Below are 17,808 nucleotides of genomic sequence, written 5' to 3' on the forward strand. Positions count from 1 at the left end.
AGCATCTACCTCTCACGAAATAATGACTTTAATCTGCTGATAAATGATTTATAGGATGCTTTTTGCTGCTGTACTGCTCCCGTATACGTTCTCGCTAGATCAGCAACTGCGCGTGAAGCTTCAGAAGCCGGCTTGTTCAAGATAAATGGAACTTGCCTTTTTACCGATTCCAGCACAGAGTAGTCTAACGGAATCATTCCTAAATGAATAAGTTCTTTTTTCAAGAATTGATTACACACATGTCCTAATTTATTTGAAGTTTCTCGTCCTTCACACTTATTTTCACAGCGGTTAACCGCCAAAAAAAATGGTAGATTTTGATCCTTCACATGTATGAACTTCATCATGGAGTAAGCATCTGTAATCGATGTGATCTCAGGAGTTGTAATTACTAAAACTTCATGGCTGGACAGAATAAACTTCAATGCAATTTCAGTAGCGCCTGCTCCCATATCAAGGAAGATATAGTCATAGAACATTTCAAGTTCGTCTAGCTGTTTCATAAAATGATCTAGCATTTCATCTGTTATGTGCTGAAGAGAACGAAAATTTCTCCCTCCTGCAATCGTATGTAATCCTTCTTTGCCTTCTTCTATAATCTCCCAAACTGACAATTGGTTTTGAAGCAGATCCATAATATGTTTAGGAGATCTTCTCCCTAAAATCAGATCTACATTGCCCATTCCCACATCAAGATCCATAACGAGTACTCTTTTTCCCATCTTTATAAGAGAGAGTGCTAGATTTACAGTAATATTTGTCTTACCTACTCCGCCTTTTCCACTTACGACAGATATTACCCTAGCGCTTGGAACCGATGTTGCCAGTAGTTGCTTTCTAAGACTCTCGGCTTGATCAATCATGTTTTAGTTTTTCCTTTAATAACATCTGCACCAATTCTTCCGCATCTGCTTCAAACATATCATCCGGTACATTTTGACCGTTTGTTATGTAGCTGATAGGAACACTGTGATTGATTGCTAGATTTAACATCGCACCAATCGTCGATGTTTCATCCTTCTTTGTAAAGATCACTTTATGAACAGGGAGACTCTTAAACTGACTATAGATTGTTTCCATATCTTTATATTTTGAAGTTAGCGACAAAACGAGATAATTTTTCATATCTTTATCAAACTGAACAATCCGCTGAAGCTCTTCAATATAAAATCGGTTTAAAAAGTTCCTTCCTGCTGAATCCACCAGGACAAGGTCATAGTCCTTAAATTTTTCTTTCGCTTTTTTGAAGTCATCAGCCGTATAAGCGACTTCACAAGGGATATTTAAGATCTCCGCATACGTTTTCAACTGTTCGATCGCTGCAATCCTGTATGTATCAGTCGTTATAAAAGCAACCCTTTTTCTGTCCTTCAAAACGGCTTTTGCTCCAATTTTTGCGATTGTTGTTGTTTTACCAACCCCTGTTGGACCGATTAAATTTAAAAATTTCGCTTCATAATGAAATCCGCCAAACTCACTCTTTTTCATGCGTGCACTGAACCAGTCAATCATCCATTTATTCCAGTCATAAACTTCTGATTCATCCGGATCTAACGAAAGGTATTTACTGGTTAATTGATTAATAATCTCCTCTGAAATGTTTTGTTCCAGTTCTTGCCTCTCCAGAAAAGACCGCCATTTTTCTGCAAATTCGGGGATAGGTTCATTATCTTTTTTCTGAATCGTCATACTGTGAACCATTTGTTTAAGCTGACGGATCTCGTATGTAAGTTCTTCATTCTCACTCTTATTCTGAACAGGTTCATGGTTTACAATTGAGCTCTTTTTGGGATAGTAGTCTATGTCTTGATCTAAACCTGCAAAAATCTCGATATTCTTTTTAGTGAAAAATCCAAGGAACCCTCCTGCTTGGACTTCCCTCGTATTTAAGATGACGGCGCCGCTGCCAAGATCTGCTCTTACTAGCTTCATAGCTTCTGGCAAACTGTTAGCTGTATACTTTTTAACCTTCATTAAATATTCACCACCCCAACGCTTTTGACTTCAAGTTCAGGTTCCAACTCGTTATAAGATAAAACAGCTACATCAGGTAGATAACGTTCGATCAGCTGCCTTACATACATCCTTACCGCAGGAGAACATAAAATGACAATCGACTGATCAAAACTTCTTCCAGATTCTAATTCTCTCGTGATGCTATCGAATATAGATTGTGAATCGTGCGGGTCTAGAGAAAGATAATTACCGTGTTCCGTCTGCTGAACAGAATCTGCAATCTTTTTTTCGACCGAACCTCCAAGAGTAATTACGTGCAGGGGTTCGTTTTCGGTTACATAGCTTTTAGAGATCTGCCGGGACAATCCTTGTCTGACATACTCTGTTAAAAGATCTGTGTCTTTTGTCATCTTGGCAAAATCCGCTAACGTCTCAAAAATGACGGCTAGGTTGCGTATGGATATTCGTTCCTTCAGCAATTTGGATAAAACTTTTTGAATTTCCCCGATCGTCAGTGCATCTGGTGTAACTTCTTCCACGATCGCCGGGTATGCTTCTTTAAGGTGTTCAACAAGCTGTTTGGTTTCCTGTCTTCCAATTAGCTCATGAGCATGCTTCTTAATAATTTCTGTTAAATGAGTCGACACGACAGATGGCGGATCCACTACTGTATATCCTGAGAATTCCGCTCTTTCCTTCATCTCCTCACCGATCCAGATCGCAGGGAGGCCGAATGCTGGTTCTATCGTTTCAATTCCTGTTATTTCTTCATCATCAATACCCGGGCTCATCGCAAGATAATGGTCCAACAGCAGCTCACCTTTTGCGACTTGGCTCCCTTTGATCTTGATTCTGTATTCATTCGGCTGAAGCTGAATATTGTCTCTGATTCTTACTACAGGTACGATCATGCCAAGTTCTAACGCCAGCTGTCTTCGAATCATCACGATCCTGTCTAATAAGTCGCCGCCTTGTGACGTATCCGCAAGTGGTATTAAGCTGTACCCGAATTCAAATTCGATCGGATCGATCTGAAGAAGGTTAACGACGGACTCTGGACTTTTAAGCTGTTCTGTCTGAATATCTTCTTCTACCACTTCTTCTTTTTCTTTTTGTTCTCTCTCTGCTTTTAGCAGCAAATAACCTCCGAATGCAAGCAGTCCTCCGACTGTAATCGTGAAGAAATCGTTGATTGGTGTGAAGAGTCCAAGCATGATGATTGTGCCGCCTGCTACAAAAAGCATGATGGGATAAGCGAGAAGCTGTTTGCTGATATCAAAACCAAGGTTACCTTCAGATGCTGCACGTGTAACGATAATCCCTGTGGCAGTCGAGATGATGAGTGCAGGTATTTGCGAAACTAATCCGTCCCCAATAGTCATACGAGTAAACATCTCCGCACTCTCGCCAAAACTCAGACCCATTTGAACCATTCCAATAATAATTCCAAAGAGCATGTTAATCAGGACGATGATGATTCCAGCGATAGCATCTCCTTTAACAAACTTGCTGGCACCATCCATAGCCCCATAAAAATCCGCCTCGCGCTCAATGGTTTCACGTCTTTCTTTCGCTTCTCGGTCTGATATCATACCCGCATTAAGATCAGCATCGATACTCATTTGTTTACCAGGCATCGCATCAAGCGTAAACCTGGCCGCTACTTCGGATACACGTTCTGAACCCTTAGTAATCACGATAAACTGAATGATGATCAGTATGAAAAACACGACGATACCAACGAGGATATTTCCTCCAACCACAAATTCTCCAAAGGTATGAACAACATTTCCGGCATCTCCTTTTGAAAGGATGCTTCTGGTCGTTGAAACGTTAAGTCCTAACCTGAAAAGTGTCACCAACAAAAGTAATGACGGGAATATAGAGAATTGGAGAGGCTGTGTTGTATTCATGGCAATCAGTATGATTAAAAGTGCCAGAGAAATATTTACGATAATGAAGAAATCCAACATAAAAGTCGGCAATGGTATGACTAGCATGGCAATGATCAAGATCACACCGGCTAATACACTTAAATCTCTAGCTTTCATCTATATACTCTCCTATTCATTCCTTACACTTTTTTCTTGATGCGATAAACAAAGGCTAATATCTCAGCAACGGCTTTAAAGAGGTCTTCTGGTATGACTTGTCCGATTTCGACTCTTGCATAAAGCGTTCTCGCCAATGGTTTGTTTTCGACAGCCACGACATTATGTTCTTTACCGATTTCTTTGATTCGTTGGGCGATCAAGTCAACACCTTTTGCTATTACGACAGGTGCATCCATTCCAGAATCGTCATACTTTAAGCAAATTGCGTAATGAGTAGGATTTGTAATGATCACATCTGCTTTTGGCACTTCCTGCATCATCCGTCTCATGGCCATCTGCCTTTGTTTTTCTTTAATCTTTCCTTTGATTTTCGGGTCACCTTCAGATTTTTTGTATTCATCCTTGATATCTTGTTTTGACATACGGATGTTTTTCTCAAAGTCGTATTTCTGATACATATAATCGAGAAACGCAAGAAAAAGCAAAACAAGTGAAGCAGCAAATCCCATTTTTATAGCAAGCCCCCCAAAAACAGGGAGGGAAGATTCAATACTGACGAGAGACATTCTTAAGTAAACATCTCTCTCCATCCATAAGACAAAGAAGGTCACACCACCGATCAGCAAAATCTTCAATAATGATTTTGACAGTTCGACAAGCGCACGCACAGAATAAATTCGTTTAAAACCTGACAAAGGGTTTATGCGTTCCAGCTTCATCTGAATCGCTTCTGTTGAGAACAGAAAACCCACCTGTAAATAGTTTCCGATCACGCCAGCTGCCATAGCCGCGATCATAACGGGAGCAAGAATAATAGCAACCTCAATTGAAAGCTCCCAAAACAGCTTCGGTATACTGGTTTCTGTCACATCATATAAAAGTTTCTTCTCCAGGCTATGTGTAAACAGGTGCTTTAATCGTTCACCCATCCATCCGCCCATGAATGATAAAAACATAACCGAAACGAACAATACGAATGCTGCGTTAATATCAGCGCTCTTTGCTACCTGTCCTTTCTTCCGGCTTTCCTGACGCTTTTTAGGGGTTGCTTTTTCTGTTTTTTCCTGTGAAAAATACTTTAAGTTAATTTGGTATCTCATCTGACTACGCAGCCCCTAACAGTTCCATTAAATTAACCATCGTGTCTCGCATCTGTCCGACCAGCATTTGAATAGACACAAAAAAAGCAGGCATAACAACCAAGAATAATACGAGTGCTATCAAGATTTTCACCGGGAGACCGATAACAAATATGTTCATCTGAGGAACCGTCCTTGCCACGATTCCCAAAGCTAAATCGGCTAAAAACAGTGTTCCTACTATCGGAATGGCCATTTGGAGAGCTACTAGAAACATTCCTGAAAATACACTCACCACAAATTTAGTCATACTGCCGTTTCCAAAATTCGCGATTGGAGAATCCAGAGGCAGAAAGTTATAGCTGTAAAAAATGCCATCCATTAGCATGTGATGCCCATCTATCGCTAAAAGAAAGAGCATCGCGAACGCATAAAGGTATCTTCCCATCAATGGTGATTGAATCCCTGTTTGAGGATCAAAAACGTTTGCAATGGCAAAACCCATTTGCAGATCTATAAATCCTCCTGCTACTTGAATTGCGAAAAAGACAATAGCTGCTATAAAACCGATCGTCAGCCCTATCATCGCTTCCTTCAGGATAAGAAGAAGAAAAAATCCGTTGATGGGTACAGGATCTGGACTGATCGCGTACAGCATGATCCAAGATAAGAATACGGAAAGACCGATCTTGTGCATGACCGGTAAATTTTTATTAGAAAAGACAGGAATCGTTAAAAAAAATGCCGATACTCTAGTAAAGATTAATAAAAACGGCGGAAAAGAAAGCAAATCTATCATGTTATAAGCCTATGTATGTGTGCAGATTTTGAAAGATATTTGCCGTGAAGGCAAGAATCTGGGATAACATCCAAGGTCCAAAAAATACGAGACCTACCAAAACTGCGACAATTTTAGGTATAAATGCAAGTGTCTGTTCTTGTATCTGTGTGGTGGCTTGAAAGATACTGACGATCAAACCTACCACGAGAGCTAAAGCAAGTAATGGTCCACACAAGAGAAGAGTTATGTATACACCTTTTTCCGCTAAAGAGATTACAAATTGAGAATCCATGTTACCACCTGCCCGTTTTAATAGCTTAATAGTAATGACTTAACGATTAGATGCCAGCCATCGACAAGAACGAATAATAATATTTTGAATGGCAGTGAAATCATCACAGGCGGCAGCATCATCATCCCCATCGCCATTAAAACAGAAGCTACGACCATATCAATGATCAGAAACGGAACAAAGATCATAAAGCCCATCTGGAATGCCGTTTTCAACTCACTGATCGCAAACGCGGGTACGAGTGTCGTAAGAGGGATATCCTGAATGCTCTCTGGCTTCTTCGCTCCCGAATATTCGAGAAATAACATCAGATCCTTCTGCCTCGTATGTTTTGCCATAAACTCTTTAACTGGAAGACTTCCTTTATCAAAAGCTTCCTTTTGCGATATTTCACCCTTTACAAGCGGCTGTATAGCATCTTTGTTCACATCATGCATCACTGGCGCCATGATAAAAAAAGTAAGAAAGAGCGCAATTCCAATTAATACTTGGTTCGGCGGCATTTGTTGTGTAGCGAGTGAAGTTCTTACAAATGAAAGAACAATTATGATTCTAGTAAAAGAAGTCATTAGGATCAGAATACTTGGCGCAAGAGACAGAACCGTTAAAAGCAGCAGCAACTGTATGGTTGTTTCCATGTTTGCCGGATCGCTATTATTGATAAAATCCAAATCTAGACCTGGAATAAATTCATTCATGATGTTTACCGTCCTCAAAAGCCTTCTGTATTTCATTACGCTGTTCTTTTCTTTCATTCGTTAATGTAGCGAGTAAGTTCTTAAAGTTCGTCTTTTGATTTTGTGGAACATCTTCCGTCTTTTGTGACGAACCCATGTGTTTATGCCATTTTGTTTTCAGCTGATTAGCCATTGTGCTCACTTGCTGAGCAGGACGTTGTTCGAGCATCAGCCTTACTTCCTCTTCATCTTTTATTTCTTTTAATAAAGTCACGGTATCTCCAACGCCAACCACCAGCACAGAGTTACCTGTTTTAATCAACTGGACGGAACGGTTTTGGCCGACTCCTATCCCACCGAGAGACTGAAGGTTTTTACCATCTTGAAAACTAACTGATTTTCTTTGGATAAACCTTAAGACGAAGAACAAGATGACCAGCACAATTCCAAGCATGAAAATAAGTTTTATTAGTATGAAAAAGGTACTTTCATTCTTAACGGACTCTTTCGTTTCAAGAGTGCCTTCTTTATCTGTATTTTTGTCCTTCTTAGTATCATTTACGGTATCCCATACCGTTTTCCCTTGACCGCTGCCTTCCGCTTGTACACTATAAGGTACAAACGAAAGGCAAACTGCTGTAAATAAACAAATCACCCATTTCCACATTCGAATGATTCCTGCTTATCCCAAGGTTTTCTTTATGGCTTCAATTACACGATCAGCTGCAAAAGGCTTAACGATAAAATCTTTCGCCCCTGCTTGGATCGCATCAATAACCATTGCTTGCTGGCCCATCGCTGAACACATAATGATTCTTGCCTGCGGGTGTGATTTTTTAATTTCTTTTAGTGCTGTAATACCGTCCATTTCTGGCATCGTAATATCCATTGTTACTAAGTCTGGTTTTAGTTCCTCGAATTTTTCTATAGCTTGAGCTCCGTCTGCAGCTTCCCCTACTACTTCAAACCCATTTTTCACTAAGATGTCTTTAATCATCATTCTCATAAAAGCTGCATCATCAACAACTAAAATACGCTCTCCCATAACTATTACCCCCGTTGTCTATTTCAGTTTTTCTAATCGGTCACGCTGACTTAATATCTCGGTTACCCGGACGCCAAAATTCTCATCGATTACAACGACTTCACCTTTTGCTATCATCTTTTGATTTACAAAGATATCTACAGGCTCTCCCGCCAGCTTATCAAGCTCTACAATCGAGCCGGCTGACATCTCTAAAATGTCTTTAATCGTTTTTTTCGTACGTCCTAATTCCACAGTTACTTGAAGCGGAATGTCTAGAAGCATATCCAAGTTCTTCGTTTCAGCCTGGTTTGAACCAAAATCACTGAAATCTGAAAAACTAGCAGGCTTCACAGAAACGTCTCTCAATTGCGGTTGATAAGATGGAGATGGTTCTGTCTTAGTCTCTTTTTGTGCATACGATTGTTCATGATCTCGTAAAGATGGTTCTAAAACAGACTGAGCTTCCTCTAGAGGCGTATGGTCTGCAACAGGCGCCTGCTCTACTGGAGGTTCAGGATTCATCAGTTTGTAAACGAGATCTTTTGAGAATTCAGCATCGATCAATTGCATGATGTTGGAATCTATCAATTCTCCTACTTTCAGACGAAACGAGACTTTTACTAGAATTTCTTCATCTGGAATCATACTCATGTTTGATTCCACATCCAGAAAATCAATCTTAGGCGGAGAGATATCTACTTTCTTGTTAAAGATCGTTGACATCGATGTCGATGCAGAACCCATCATCTGGTTCATTGCTTCACCAACGGCACTTAACTGAAGTTCTCCGAAATCCGGCGAAGGATTCGTACCTTCACCGCCAAGCATGAGGTCAGCGATGATCTGTGCATCCGACTTCCGGATGACCAAAAGATTTGCACCCTCAATGCCTTCTGTATATGTAACCTGTACAGCCACATGCGGGATCGGGAATTCATTTTTTAACTCCGTTCGTTTAACAACGCTAACAGTAGGAGTCGTAATCTCTACTTTTTGATTTAAAAGTGTAGAGAGGGCTGTAGCTGCACTTCCAAATGAGATGTTCCCAATTTCACCTAATGCATCTTGTTCAATAGTAGATAAATAGTCTTCGGTTTTTGTCGTTCCGGACGAGGAAGGACTTCCACCATTTAATAAAGCATCAATTTCGTCTTGTGAAAGCATATCTCCACTTACCATTGATCCTCATCCTCCTTAATGGTCTCTAAAATTTGTACAGCGAGCTTTTTCTTTACCTTTCCTGGCTGACCAAGAAACTTAGGAGTGTTTTCCACTTTTATCACTAGCGGCTGACCAATCCTTTGGTCTAACTCAATACAATCTCCTGAAGCAAGGTAAAGGAATTCTTCGATTGACATCTCTGAAGAACCTAATTCAATTTTAAAAGGAAGGAGTGCATTTTTTAATTTTTGTTCAATAAACTCCGATTCACCTGGTGTACGAACTTTCTTTTTATTCTGCATCCAATGACTAACTGAGAGTTTTGGAATAATCGGTTCGATCACAACATGAGGCAAACAAATATTGATCATCCCGCTCGTTTCTCCAATCGTCGTATTTAGTGAAATAACGACTACTGTTTCGTTAGGGGAAACCATCTGCAAAAATTGCGGGTTAACTTCCAGATCCAGCATGAAAGGATCAAGTTCAATAACACTTGTCCAAGCTTCCTTAAAACTATCCAATGTATTTTCGAATAGCTGGCTCATGATTCTTGTCTCGATCTCAGTCAGGTTCTCGATCTTGTTCATACCCGTACCACTGCCGCCCATTACTCTGTCCAGCATCGCATAGGCAATGTTCGGATTCACTTCCATCAAGATTCTGCCTTCAAATGGGTGTGCTTCAAATACATTTAAAAGCGTCATCTTCGGGACAGAACGAATAAATTCTTCATAAGGCAGCTGATCAACAGACGCCACTCCGATTTGTACATACGTTCTTAACTGAGCTGAAAAATAGGTGGTCAATAGCCTTGCAAAGTTTTCATGCAAACGAGTTAAACTGCGAATCTGTTCTTTTGAGAACCGAAGGGCTCTTTTAAAATCGTAAACTTTTACTTTCTTCTCTGACTCTTCCTTTTTTAGTTCTTCTGCATCCATCTCGCCTGTTGATAGAGCGGAAAGAAGCGCATCAATTTCGTTTTGCGACAAAACATCTACCAAGAGTCTCACCTCTTTTCATGCATGTATTTATAATTATTGAACGATCTTATGAGTAGTGTAGACTCTTACTACTTTTCCATCTTTCATAACTTTATTGATTTCGGTTTTCAAGGTGTTTTCAAGTGAAACTAACCCTTTTTGTCCTGAGAGTTCATTGGTTTTTTTGTTGGAAATTTCATAAATGATCAAGTTATTAACCTGAAACAATCTTTTTTCAAGTTCTGTTTTTGCATCCTTACTATCGGCTTGTATTTTAAACTTGATCTTGATATAAGACTGATCTGCCAAATTTGTGGTGATTTCTTCAGTTTCCACCATCAGCTTATCCAGTTCTTCGGCAGTTGGCTCAGAAGCTTCGGTCTTAGGAGAGAAGTATTGAAACCCAAAATAACCTGCTGCACCGATAAGGCCAATAGCAACAATCATGGAAAGCATGATCGTTACCGCTTTGTTTTTACCCATCTATCGATCCTCCTCTTTGTTGCCGTTAATCGGCAACAAAGTAATGCCTCTGTAAAATGAGGCGACTTTCTGAGTGACCGTTTCCTCACTTTCTTTCACAACAAATTTCTTTCCTGTCGTTAAGGTGATTGTCGTATCAGGAAACGATTGAACCTGTTCAATATAAATGGCATTTAAAGTAAACGTGTTACCATTTAATTGGGTTAAAGTAATCATATGAATTCAGGACCAAGCAACCGAATGTTTAGCCCTTCCTCCCTTCATTAGCGTTTTAAGTTCACCAGTTCTTGAAGGATTTCATCAGATGTTGTGATAATTCTTGTATTTGCCTGAAAACCACGCTGAGCCACGATCATTTCAGTAAATTCTTCAGAAAGGTCAACGTTGGACATTTCAAGCGCACCAGCTACTAAAGTTCCGGCACCCCCATCTCCTGGAAATGAATTAACTGGTTCCCCAGAGTTTGTGCTTTTACTATATTCATTACCTCCGATTTTTTCCAAACCTTCGTTATTTGGAAATTTAGCCAATTGAATTTGCCCAGCTTTAACTAAAGCACCATCTTTATCGATATAATTAACTGTTCCATCTGCCCCAACGCTAAAGCTCTTTGCATTTGTATCAATAACAATAGGAAGATTATTACCTCCAAGCAAATACTTTCCATCCGAACTTACTATTGAGCCTGACTTATCTAAATAAAAATTCCCTGCTCTTGTGTAACTTATATCTGTACCGGTATTACTACCTAATCTAAAAAAGCCATCTCCAGATATCCCTAGATCTAAGGGCCGACCCGTTGTTTGCAAACTACCTTGCGTATGAACGGTATCAATAGTTGAAAGTTGTGAACCTAATCCTACCTGCATAGGATTCACACCACCTCTTCCTCCTGCAGTTGGAGCACTAGCCCCAGCAATCTGTTGACTCACAAGATCATTAAATGTCGTACGACCTTTTTTAAAGCCGTATGTATTGACGTTTGCAATGTTGTTTCCGATTACATCAAGCTTTACCTGAAAATTTTTCATACCGCTGATTCCTGAGTACATAGAACGTAACATTTGTTTTTATCTCCCTTACTTGGTTTAGTAAACTGCTTCTGTCTATCTGCAGTTTCTGTGAGCCTCCTGTAAAGGTCCAGCTCGTTTATTCGTCAATTACGATGGCACCATTAATGTTTGTGAAGATCTGGGATGCGGACTCGTTTCTTCCTAAAGCTGTGATTACGGTCTTATTTGGCGCATTTATAACAAGAGTTACATCTCTCAAAATTACAAGAGAGTCTTTTACTCCTTTTCGTTCAGCTTCTTTTACCTTTTCACTAATTTTGTTCCAGCTTGCATCTGTTATTTTTATATTCCTGTCTTCAAACCGTTTTTTTGCATGCTTACTGACCGTAAGAGACGAATTCAGCTCTTTATCAAACAGTGACTCGAACGAATGTTGGTTAACTTTTGGTCGTTGATTTCGTGCTGGGTAAAGGGTTGGCTGGAACATTTGATGAGCGGTAATCCGTTCGCTCATAACTTCAACTCCTTTTAGTTCGCTGGGTCTGTAATCTTAATAACTTGGAAACTTGTAATCTTTGATCCATCACTCATCTCAAGCATGACCAAGCCTTTTTCAAACAATACGGAATTCACAGTATCCTCTTTTTCTTCTAGCACTTTTTCGCCTTTTTCATTTATAGTTTCCGTTTCATACGTCACTTGTTTACCAATCATCTGGCTCTGCTGAAGAAGGGAAGCTTCAGTTTGGAAGGTCAAAAACTGCTGCATCGTTTTATTCATGTTTGTCATTTGTTCTAGTGACGAAAAGCTTGCCATCTGTGCAATGAATTCTCGGTCTTGCATAGGGCTTGTAGGATCTTGATTTTGCAGCTGAGTGATTAGAATCTTAAGAAAATCATCTTTTCCTAGAATATTAGATCCGGTTTGTTTTGTGTTAGCTTGATAGTTGGATAACATGAGATTTTCTGATACTTTCGACATTATTCATCACACTTCCTCATTTAAAATCACTTCTGAGAGTTGTTCTTCAAATGAAAATTCATTCTCGACATCATCGGTTTCTTTATTGTTTGGATGATGATTTTCACGCTCTTGCCTTTCCTGATCATGAAATGGAAAGGACTGATCATCCTTATAAAAAACAACTTCAAGTTTTTCAAATTCTATATTCTGTCCAGTAAAAGCTTGTTTAAGCTGAGTTAGCTGTCCATCCAACGCATCTTTGGCTGCCTGAGACGAAGCGATTATCCTTGCTGCGATCTCACCGTGTTTCTGAATCAGTTGAATTTCAATCGTGCCGAGATTTTCTGGCGTAAGTTTTATTTGCATTTTTGTGAAACCTGATTCCGTAACGATCAGTTTTCCTTTTGTGATGATCTGCTGTAATTCACGAATAAATGGTTGTTTTTGACCTTCTTCTGTCGAAACAGGTACTTTTAAAGTCCATTGTTCTAATGGTGATAAAGGGCTTTGTACCGATTGAAAATGATTTGATACATGTTCCGTCTGTTTTACTGGTACGTATCTTTGAAAGGCTTGTTCAGCAAATGTCTGTACCTTTTTCACAGTTGAAAGATCTTCCATGATTTTAATGAAGCTACTTTTGTCTGTGGAACCATTAATGTCCATCACTTTTTTTACGCGATTAAATATTTGTTCAATTTGTTTCGAAAGACTATCTTTGCTATCTAGCTTTACTTCTGGAAACCATTTTCCAATCCGCTGAGTCAGTTCTTTTTGCTGCGGTTGTGACAACGTGTGCTGTTGATCATAGAACATCACTTGTAATAAGAAAGCTAATTTCATTTCAGGTAAATGAATTTGAATACTTTCCTCACCTTTAATCTGTTCACCTAACATCGACTCGATCAGTTCCTTTATTTCATCAGGAAGATCCTTCATTAATGCTTGCACATCTTTGTCTTCAATAGACGGATTCCAGAATGGATTGGACTCATCTGTATCGGATAATAACTTCGTAAGTAACTCTGCTATGCTGACATCTACTTCTTGATTGCTCTCGTACGGCGTTTGTTCCATAGGTATTAAATACTGAGAAAAAAGAGATTTTATTTGACCGGTTGGTTTGCTGCTATGTGTCATTTGTACTGGCGCTGATACTCGTTCCATCATGACTTGCATTTTTTTCACCACCTTTAAAGAGAATTGCTTGCCATTAGCACGGTTAACTCTGCAGCTCTTTTCGCATCAAGTTTTGCAAGAATTGCTGCTTGCGATTCTGTTTGTAATAATGTGAGGATTCCTAAGACTTCATCATTGTTCATCTCAGAAAAGACAGCTGCTGCATCTTTTGCCGACATGGCTTCATACAATTTTTTCAATTGTTTTTTCTCATCTGCTTTAACAGAAGTCTCAGCATCTTCCATTTGTTTTTCCAATAGAGCGATTTCATTCTTTAGGCCAGTCACCTCTTTTTCTTTCTTTTTAAGGTCGGCTGAAACTATTTTTATGTATTCTTCTTGCTCATTGAACTTAATTTGCCAACGTTTATCCTTATTCTGAGTAGCAGAAGCTGCTTGTGTTTCATCATTAAATACATTTTTCACGATCGGGATTTTCTTTCCTGAATTTTTGGCTTCTTCTAAGACATTCACTCCCATAAAGGAAAGAACGATTCCAAATACAGTCACTGCAAAAACAGCTGGAACAGCAATTACTAGAAGAAACCATACTAACTTGCTAGATTTTTCATTTTCTTTCATAAGCTCACCTGTTTTCACGACTTCGCATAACGCAAAACGGAGAATTCATCATTCTGCATGTTTTCATATATAGTAAGTTTCGTCTCATAGGTATGAAACTGTTTTTCTTTTAATTTTTCATACTTTTTTACTTCGATCGTCTGTTGAAGCAGCTTTTGCTGAATGGCCTGCATGCGTTCCCTTGCTCTTTGGAGAATGGGTTGTAATTCCTTGATCTTATTTGACATAGAAAGAAGAAAACGCTGTGTATTTTGAAGATCATTAACGCCCATTTTTTGCTGAAACTGCTGATTTGAGAGTTTCTCAATATCTTCTTTACGTTTTAATAGTTTGTAGATCTCTTCTGCAATACTTTCGAATGCCTGAACAGCCTCACCAAGCTCCAGTTCTATGGATTCTTTTTCTTTTTGTTTAACGGAAAGAACTTTTTCCATTGAAAATTGAAACGACATTATATTTCATCCTTTCCAAATTCCATAAGAAGCTTCTCAATGGCTTCGTCAAAGCTTATATCTTCATCAACTTGCTGTTTTAAAAAAGCTAAAATGCTTGGATAGATCTGAATAGCTTCATCGACAGATTTCGAAGATCCTCGTTTATAAGCCCCGATGCTTATAAGATCTTCTGCATCTACGTATGATGAAAGCAATTCTCTAAACCTGTCTGCAGCTTGTCGGTGTTCCTTTGAAACGATATCGTTCATAACACGGCTGATGCTTTTTAAAATATTCACAGCCGGAAATTGACCTTTATTGGCTAGATTTCGATCTAAGATAAAGTGTCCATCCAATATTCCTCGGACCGTATCAGAAATCGGCTCGTTAAAGTCATCGCCATCTACAAGCACCGTATAAAAAGCTGTAATCGTGCCTTTTCTGTTCGTCCCGGAGCGTTCTAACAGCTTAGGCAGCACAGCGAACACACTGGGAGTATATCCTTTTGTAGTCGGAGGTTCACCAACAGCCAATCCGATCTCCCGTTGTGCCATGGCTACACGTGTTACTGAGTCCATCATGAGCATGACATTCTTCCCTTGGTCTCGGAAATATTCAGCAATAGCTGTAGCTGTCAGTGCACCTTTTATACGCATCAGTGCGGGCTGATCTGATGTTGCAACAATAACCACCGATCTCTTTAACCCTTCTTCTCCGAGGTCTCTTTCAATAAAATCTAGTACTTCACGGCCACGTTCACCTATTAAAGCGATCACGTTCAGATCTGCTGTTGAATTCCGTGCAACCATTCCAAGCAGAGTGCTCTTTCCTACACCACTACCTGCAAATATTCCTACACGCTGCCCTTTTCCTACAGTCAATAGACTATCTATGGACCGTATCCCAAGCTGAATGCTCTCATGAATCCTAGGACGTTCCATCGGATTTGGAGGCTCGTTTTCTGTTGGATACCGGAATAATCCTTTAGGCATGGCTGCTCCATCGAGCGGAGTCCCCATTCCGTCTAACACTTTACCGATTAACGATTGGCCTACTTTTATTTCAAGAGGTCGATCAGTTGCCTCAACAAGTGAGCCAACTGAGATATCTTTCACATATGTAAAAGGCATTAACAACACATTCTCTTCTTGAAAACCGACTACTTCTGCTTTTATTTTTTGTTTTCTTCCATTACTGGTGTGTATATAACAAACATCACCTATGGAAGTTTTCGGCCCTTTGGATTCGATCATCAGACCGATGACTCGAATTACTTTTCCAAATCTTTTAAAAGAATCAATAGTTTGCAAAGATTCCACAAGGTGATCAACGTTCATTTTCTGTCACCTCATTTTGTTCCAGCAGTTTTTCTCTTATTTCCTTTAGCTGAACATCCAGAGTGGCATCTACTCTTCCGAACGGGAATTCAATAACCGCTCCATTTTCTGTCAATGTTTCATCAGGATAAATAAATAAGGAAGAAGTAGATTGCAGTACGTTCTTCAACTCTTCACGGTGCTGCACCGTCAACTCAAACCAATGGACAGGAACATATAACTTTACCTCTTCAAACTCTCGTGCTTCTTTTATTAGCCGCTTTACAAGGTCTACCCACGTTTCAGGTGTTTCTTCAAGTTCTTTTCCGATTATTTTTTCAGCTGCTTTTATAGCTAATAGGATCATCTGTGGTTCTGCTTCACTTAAAACTTGGTAATAGTCTTGTCTTGTTTTATCTGTGAATTGCTTAACTTGCTCTAGTTGATCTCTCCAGTTTTCTAGCCCTTGATCTAATCCCATCTGAAAACCAGCTTCATAGCCTTCTTGTTTCTTCCTCTCAAATTCTTGTTCCATTTTAAGGCGCCATACTTGTTCTTCATCAGCCAATCGTTTTTGATTTTCTTGCAACAACTTTTTTGCCTCTGCTTTAATTTTTGCCGCCTGGCTCTCAGCTTCTCTTAGACAATCCGATGCTTCTTTATTTAATCTTTGAACACTTATTTCATCATCCATATGAACCACACTGTCAGTAGAAGCGATAAACTTAGAAACAGGGCGGATTCCGATTACGAAGTCGGTTGCGGTATCCTTGTTTTCAGGCGTGCGATTGTTAAAAGATTTTATTACCTTAGACAATCACATCATCCCCTCCACCTCTAGCGATGACTAGCTCTCCTGCCTCTTCAAGTCTGCGGATGGTGCCAACAATTCTTGACTGGGCTTCTTCTACGTCACGCAATCTTACAGGCCCCATAAACTCCATCTCTTCTTTAAAGTTCTCAGCCATACGCTGTGACATGTTATTGAACATAACCTCTTTTACTTCTTCACTAGATGCACGCAGAGAAAGTAATAAGTCTTCGTTCTGAACTTCTCTAATCACACGCTGAATCGCTCGGTTATCAAGCGTAACGATATCTTCAAACACAAACATTCTCTTCTTAATTTCTTCCGCCAGTTCAGGATCTTGGATCTCTAAAGCATCAAGTATCGTTCTTTCTGTACTTCGGTCTACACCATTCAGCACTTCAACAACAGCTTCTACTCCGCCAGCTTGAGTAAAGTCTTGAGTAACTGTAGCTGATAGCTTTCTCTCCAAGATTTGTTCAACCTCGTTGATCACTTCAGGTGAAGTACTATCCATTAAAGCAATCCTTTTTGCTATATCAGCCTGCATCTCTTGCGGCAATTCTGAAAGGATCTGTCCTGCCTGAGATGAATCTAAATAGGCTAAGATAAGTGCGATCGTCTGCGGATGTTCATTTTGTATAAAGTTAAGAATCTGACCGGGGTCTGCCTTTCGTGCAAAATCGAATGGTCGAACCTGCAAAGTAGAAGTCAGCCTGTTAATAATCTGCATCGCTTCATCTTTTCCGACCGCTTTTTCCAGAACCGTTTTGGCGTATCCTATACCGCCTTGCGTGATATAGTCTTGTGCAAGCGCCAGTTGGTGAAATTGAGTAATTATCTCTTCTTTTAAGGTCGAATCTACTTTTCTTACTTGAGAGATTTGCAGAGTCAACCTTTCAATTTCTTCTTCGCTCAAATGCTTATATACTTGTGCTGCTACATCAGGACCTAAAGAGATAACGAGGATCGCTGCTTTCTCTTTACCTGACAGCTCTTTTACACCCTTTGCCATCGTTCG

The 17,808-nt window shown here is 39.7% G+C and carries 22 protein-coding genes; all 22 read right to left on the bottom strand.

Annotated elements, in window-relative coordinates; translation table 11 throughout:
- Window positions 1–5 precede the first annotated feature (5 nt).
- Entirely contained in the window at window positions 6–863 is an 858-nt protein-coding gene (locus M3206_RS02150) for a MinD/ParA family protein (RefSeq protein ID WP_251310864.1), read from the bottom strand.
- Window positions 856–1,974, bottom strand: a complete 1,119-nt coding sequence (flhF, locus tag M3206_RS02155) for a flagellar biosynthesis protein FlhF (protein WP_251310865.1) — start codon at window positions 1,972–1,974, stop codon at window positions 856–858. The genes M3206_RS02150 and flhF overlap by 8 nt, the downstream gene beginning before the upstream one ends.
- Entirely contained in the window at window positions 1,974–4,007 is a 2,034-nt protein-coding gene (gene flhA, locus M3206_RS02160; RefSeq protein ID WP_251310866.1) for a flagellar biosynthesis protein FlhA, read from the bottom strand. Before flhA ends, flhF begins: the two co-directional genes overlap by 1 nt.
- Before the next feature lie 23 nt (window positions 4,008–4,030).
- Complete coding sequence (flhB, locus tag M3206_RS02165; protein WP_251310867.1) at window positions 4,031–5,110, bottom strand: flagellar biosynthesis protein FlhB; 1,080 nt, start codon at window positions 5,108–5,110, stop codon at window positions 4,031–4,033.
- A gap of 4 nt (window positions 5,111–5,114) precedes the next feature.
- Window positions 5,115–5,888, bottom strand: a complete 774-nt coding sequence (fliR, locus tag M3206_RS02170; RefSeq protein ID WP_251310868.1) for a flagellar biosynthetic protein FliR — start codon at window positions 5,886–5,888, stop codon at window positions 5,115–5,117.
- Between the two features lies 1 nt (window position 5,889).
- Entirely contained in the window at window positions 5,890–6,162 is a 273-nt protein-coding gene (gene fliQ, locus M3206_RS02175) for a flagellar biosynthesis protein FliQ (protein WP_066289449.1), read from the bottom strand.
- A gap of 17 nt (window positions 6,163–6,179) precedes the next feature.
- Window positions 6,180–6,860 (bottom strand): flagellar type III secretion system pore protein FliP, encoded by a 681-nt coding sequence (gene fliP / locus M3206_RS02180; RefSeq protein WP_251310869.1) that lies wholly within the window; start codon window positions 6,858–6,860, stop codon window positions 6,180–6,182.
- A complete protein-coding gene (locus M3206_RS02185; RefSeq protein WP_251310870.1) occupies window positions 6,853–7,506 on the bottom strand; it encodes a flagellar biosynthetic protein FliO in 654 nt (217 codons plus the stop codon). The genes fliP and M3206_RS02185 overlap by 8 nt, the downstream gene beginning before the upstream one ends.
- Window positions 7,507–7,521: 15 nt before the next feature.
- Window positions 7,522–7,884 carry a response regulator gene (locus M3206_RS02190; RefSeq protein ID WP_251310871.1) on the bottom strand — a complete coding sequence of 121 codons (363 nt, stop codon included), beginning with the start codon at window positions 7,882–7,884 and terminating at the stop codon, window positions 7,522–7,524.
- Window positions 7,885–7,902: 18 nt separating this feature from the next.
- Window positions 7,903–9,045, bottom strand: coding sequence for a flagellar motor switch phosphatase FliY (gene fliY / locus M3206_RS02195; RefSeq protein ID WP_251310872.1), 1,143 nt, complete (start codon window positions 9,043–9,045; stop codon window positions 7,903–7,905).
- Window positions 9,039–10,031, bottom strand: a complete 993-nt coding sequence (gene fliM / locus M3206_RS02200; protein ID WP_251310873.1) for a flagellar motor switch protein FliM — start codon at window positions 10,029–10,031, stop codon at window positions 9,039–9,041. The genes fliY and fliM overlap by 7 nt, the downstream gene beginning before the upstream one ends.
- A gap of 33 nt (window positions 10,032–10,064) precedes the next feature.
- Entirely contained in the window at window positions 10,065–10,493 is a 429-nt protein-coding gene (gene fliL, locus M3206_RS02205) for a flagellar basal body-associated protein FliL (protein ID WP_251310874.1), read from the bottom strand.
- Window positions 10,494–10,709 carry a flagellar FlbD family protein gene (locus tag M3206_RS02210; protein ID WP_251310875.1) on the bottom strand — a complete coding sequence of 72 codons (216 nt, stop codon included), beginning with the start codon at window positions 10,707–10,709 and terminating at the stop codon, window positions 10,494–10,496.
- A 47-nt stretch (window positions 10,710–10,756) separates the two neighbouring features.
- Window positions 10,757–11,557 (bottom strand): flagellar basal body rod protein FlgG, encoded by an 801-nt coding sequence (flgG, locus tag M3206_RS02215; RefSeq protein WP_251310876.1) that lies wholly within the window; start codon window positions 11,555–11,557, stop codon window positions 10,757–10,759.
- Between the two features lie 85 nt (window positions 11,558–11,642).
- Window positions 11,643–12,020 carry a TIGR02530 family flagellar biosynthesis protein gene (locus M3206_RS02220; RefSeq protein WP_251310877.1) on the bottom strand — a complete coding sequence of 126 codons (378 nt, stop codon included), beginning with the start codon at window positions 12,018–12,020 and terminating at the stop codon, window positions 11,643–11,645.
- A 14-nt stretch (window positions 12,021–12,034) separates the two neighbouring features.
- The gene (gene flgD / locus M3206_RS02225) at window positions 12,035–12,487 is read right to left on the bottom strand and encodes a flagellar hook assembly protein FlgD (protein WP_251310878.1); all 453 of its coding nucleotides are present in this window, start codon (window positions 12,485–12,487) and stop codon (window positions 12,035–12,037) included.
- 6 nt (window positions 12,488–12,493) lie between these two features.
- Entirely contained in the window at window positions 12,494–13,648 is a 1,155-nt protein-coding gene (locus M3206_RS02230; protein ID WP_251310879.1) for a flagellar hook-length control protein FliK, read from the bottom strand.
- A 14-nt stretch (window positions 13,649–13,662) separates the two neighbouring features.
- Window positions 13,663–14,229 (bottom strand): MotE family protein, encoded by a 567-nt coding sequence (locus tag M3206_RS02235; RefSeq protein WP_251310880.1) that lies wholly within the window; start codon window positions 14,227–14,229, stop codon window positions 13,663–13,665.
- Between the two features lie 14 nt (window positions 14,230–14,243).
- Window positions 14,244–14,681, bottom strand: coding sequence for a flagellar export protein FliJ (fliJ, locus tag M3206_RS02240; protein WP_251310881.1), 438 nt, complete (start codon window positions 14,679–14,681; stop codon window positions 14,244–14,246).
- Window positions 14,681–16,000, bottom strand: coding sequence for a flagellar protein export ATPase FliI (gene fliI / locus M3206_RS02245; RefSeq protein ID WP_251310882.1), 1,320 nt, complete (start codon window positions 15,998–16,000; stop codon window positions 14,681–14,683). The genes fliJ and fliI overlap by 1 nt, the downstream gene beginning before the upstream one ends.
- Window positions 15,990–16,796: a flagellar assembly protein FliH gene (gene fliH, locus M3206_RS02250; protein ID WP_251310883.1), complete on the bottom strand. Its 807-nt coding sequence runs from the start codon at window positions 16,794–16,796 to the stop codon at window positions 15,990–15,992. The genes fliI and fliH overlap by 11 nt, the downstream gene beginning before the upstream one ends.
- Window positions 16,789–17,802, bottom strand: coding sequence for a flagellar motor switch protein FliG (gene fliG, locus M3206_RS02255; RefSeq protein WP_251310884.1), 1,014 nt, complete (start codon window positions 17,800–17,802; stop codon window positions 16,789–16,791). Before fliG ends, fliH begins: the two co-directional genes overlap by 8 nt.
- Window positions 17,803–17,808 lie beyond the last annotated feature (6 nt).

The organism is Fictibacillus phosphorivorans (assembly GCF_023715845.1).
GTDB classification, from domain to species: Bacteria; Bacillota; Bacilli; order Bacillales; family Fictibacillaceae; genus Fictibacillus; species Fictibacillus phosphorivorans_D.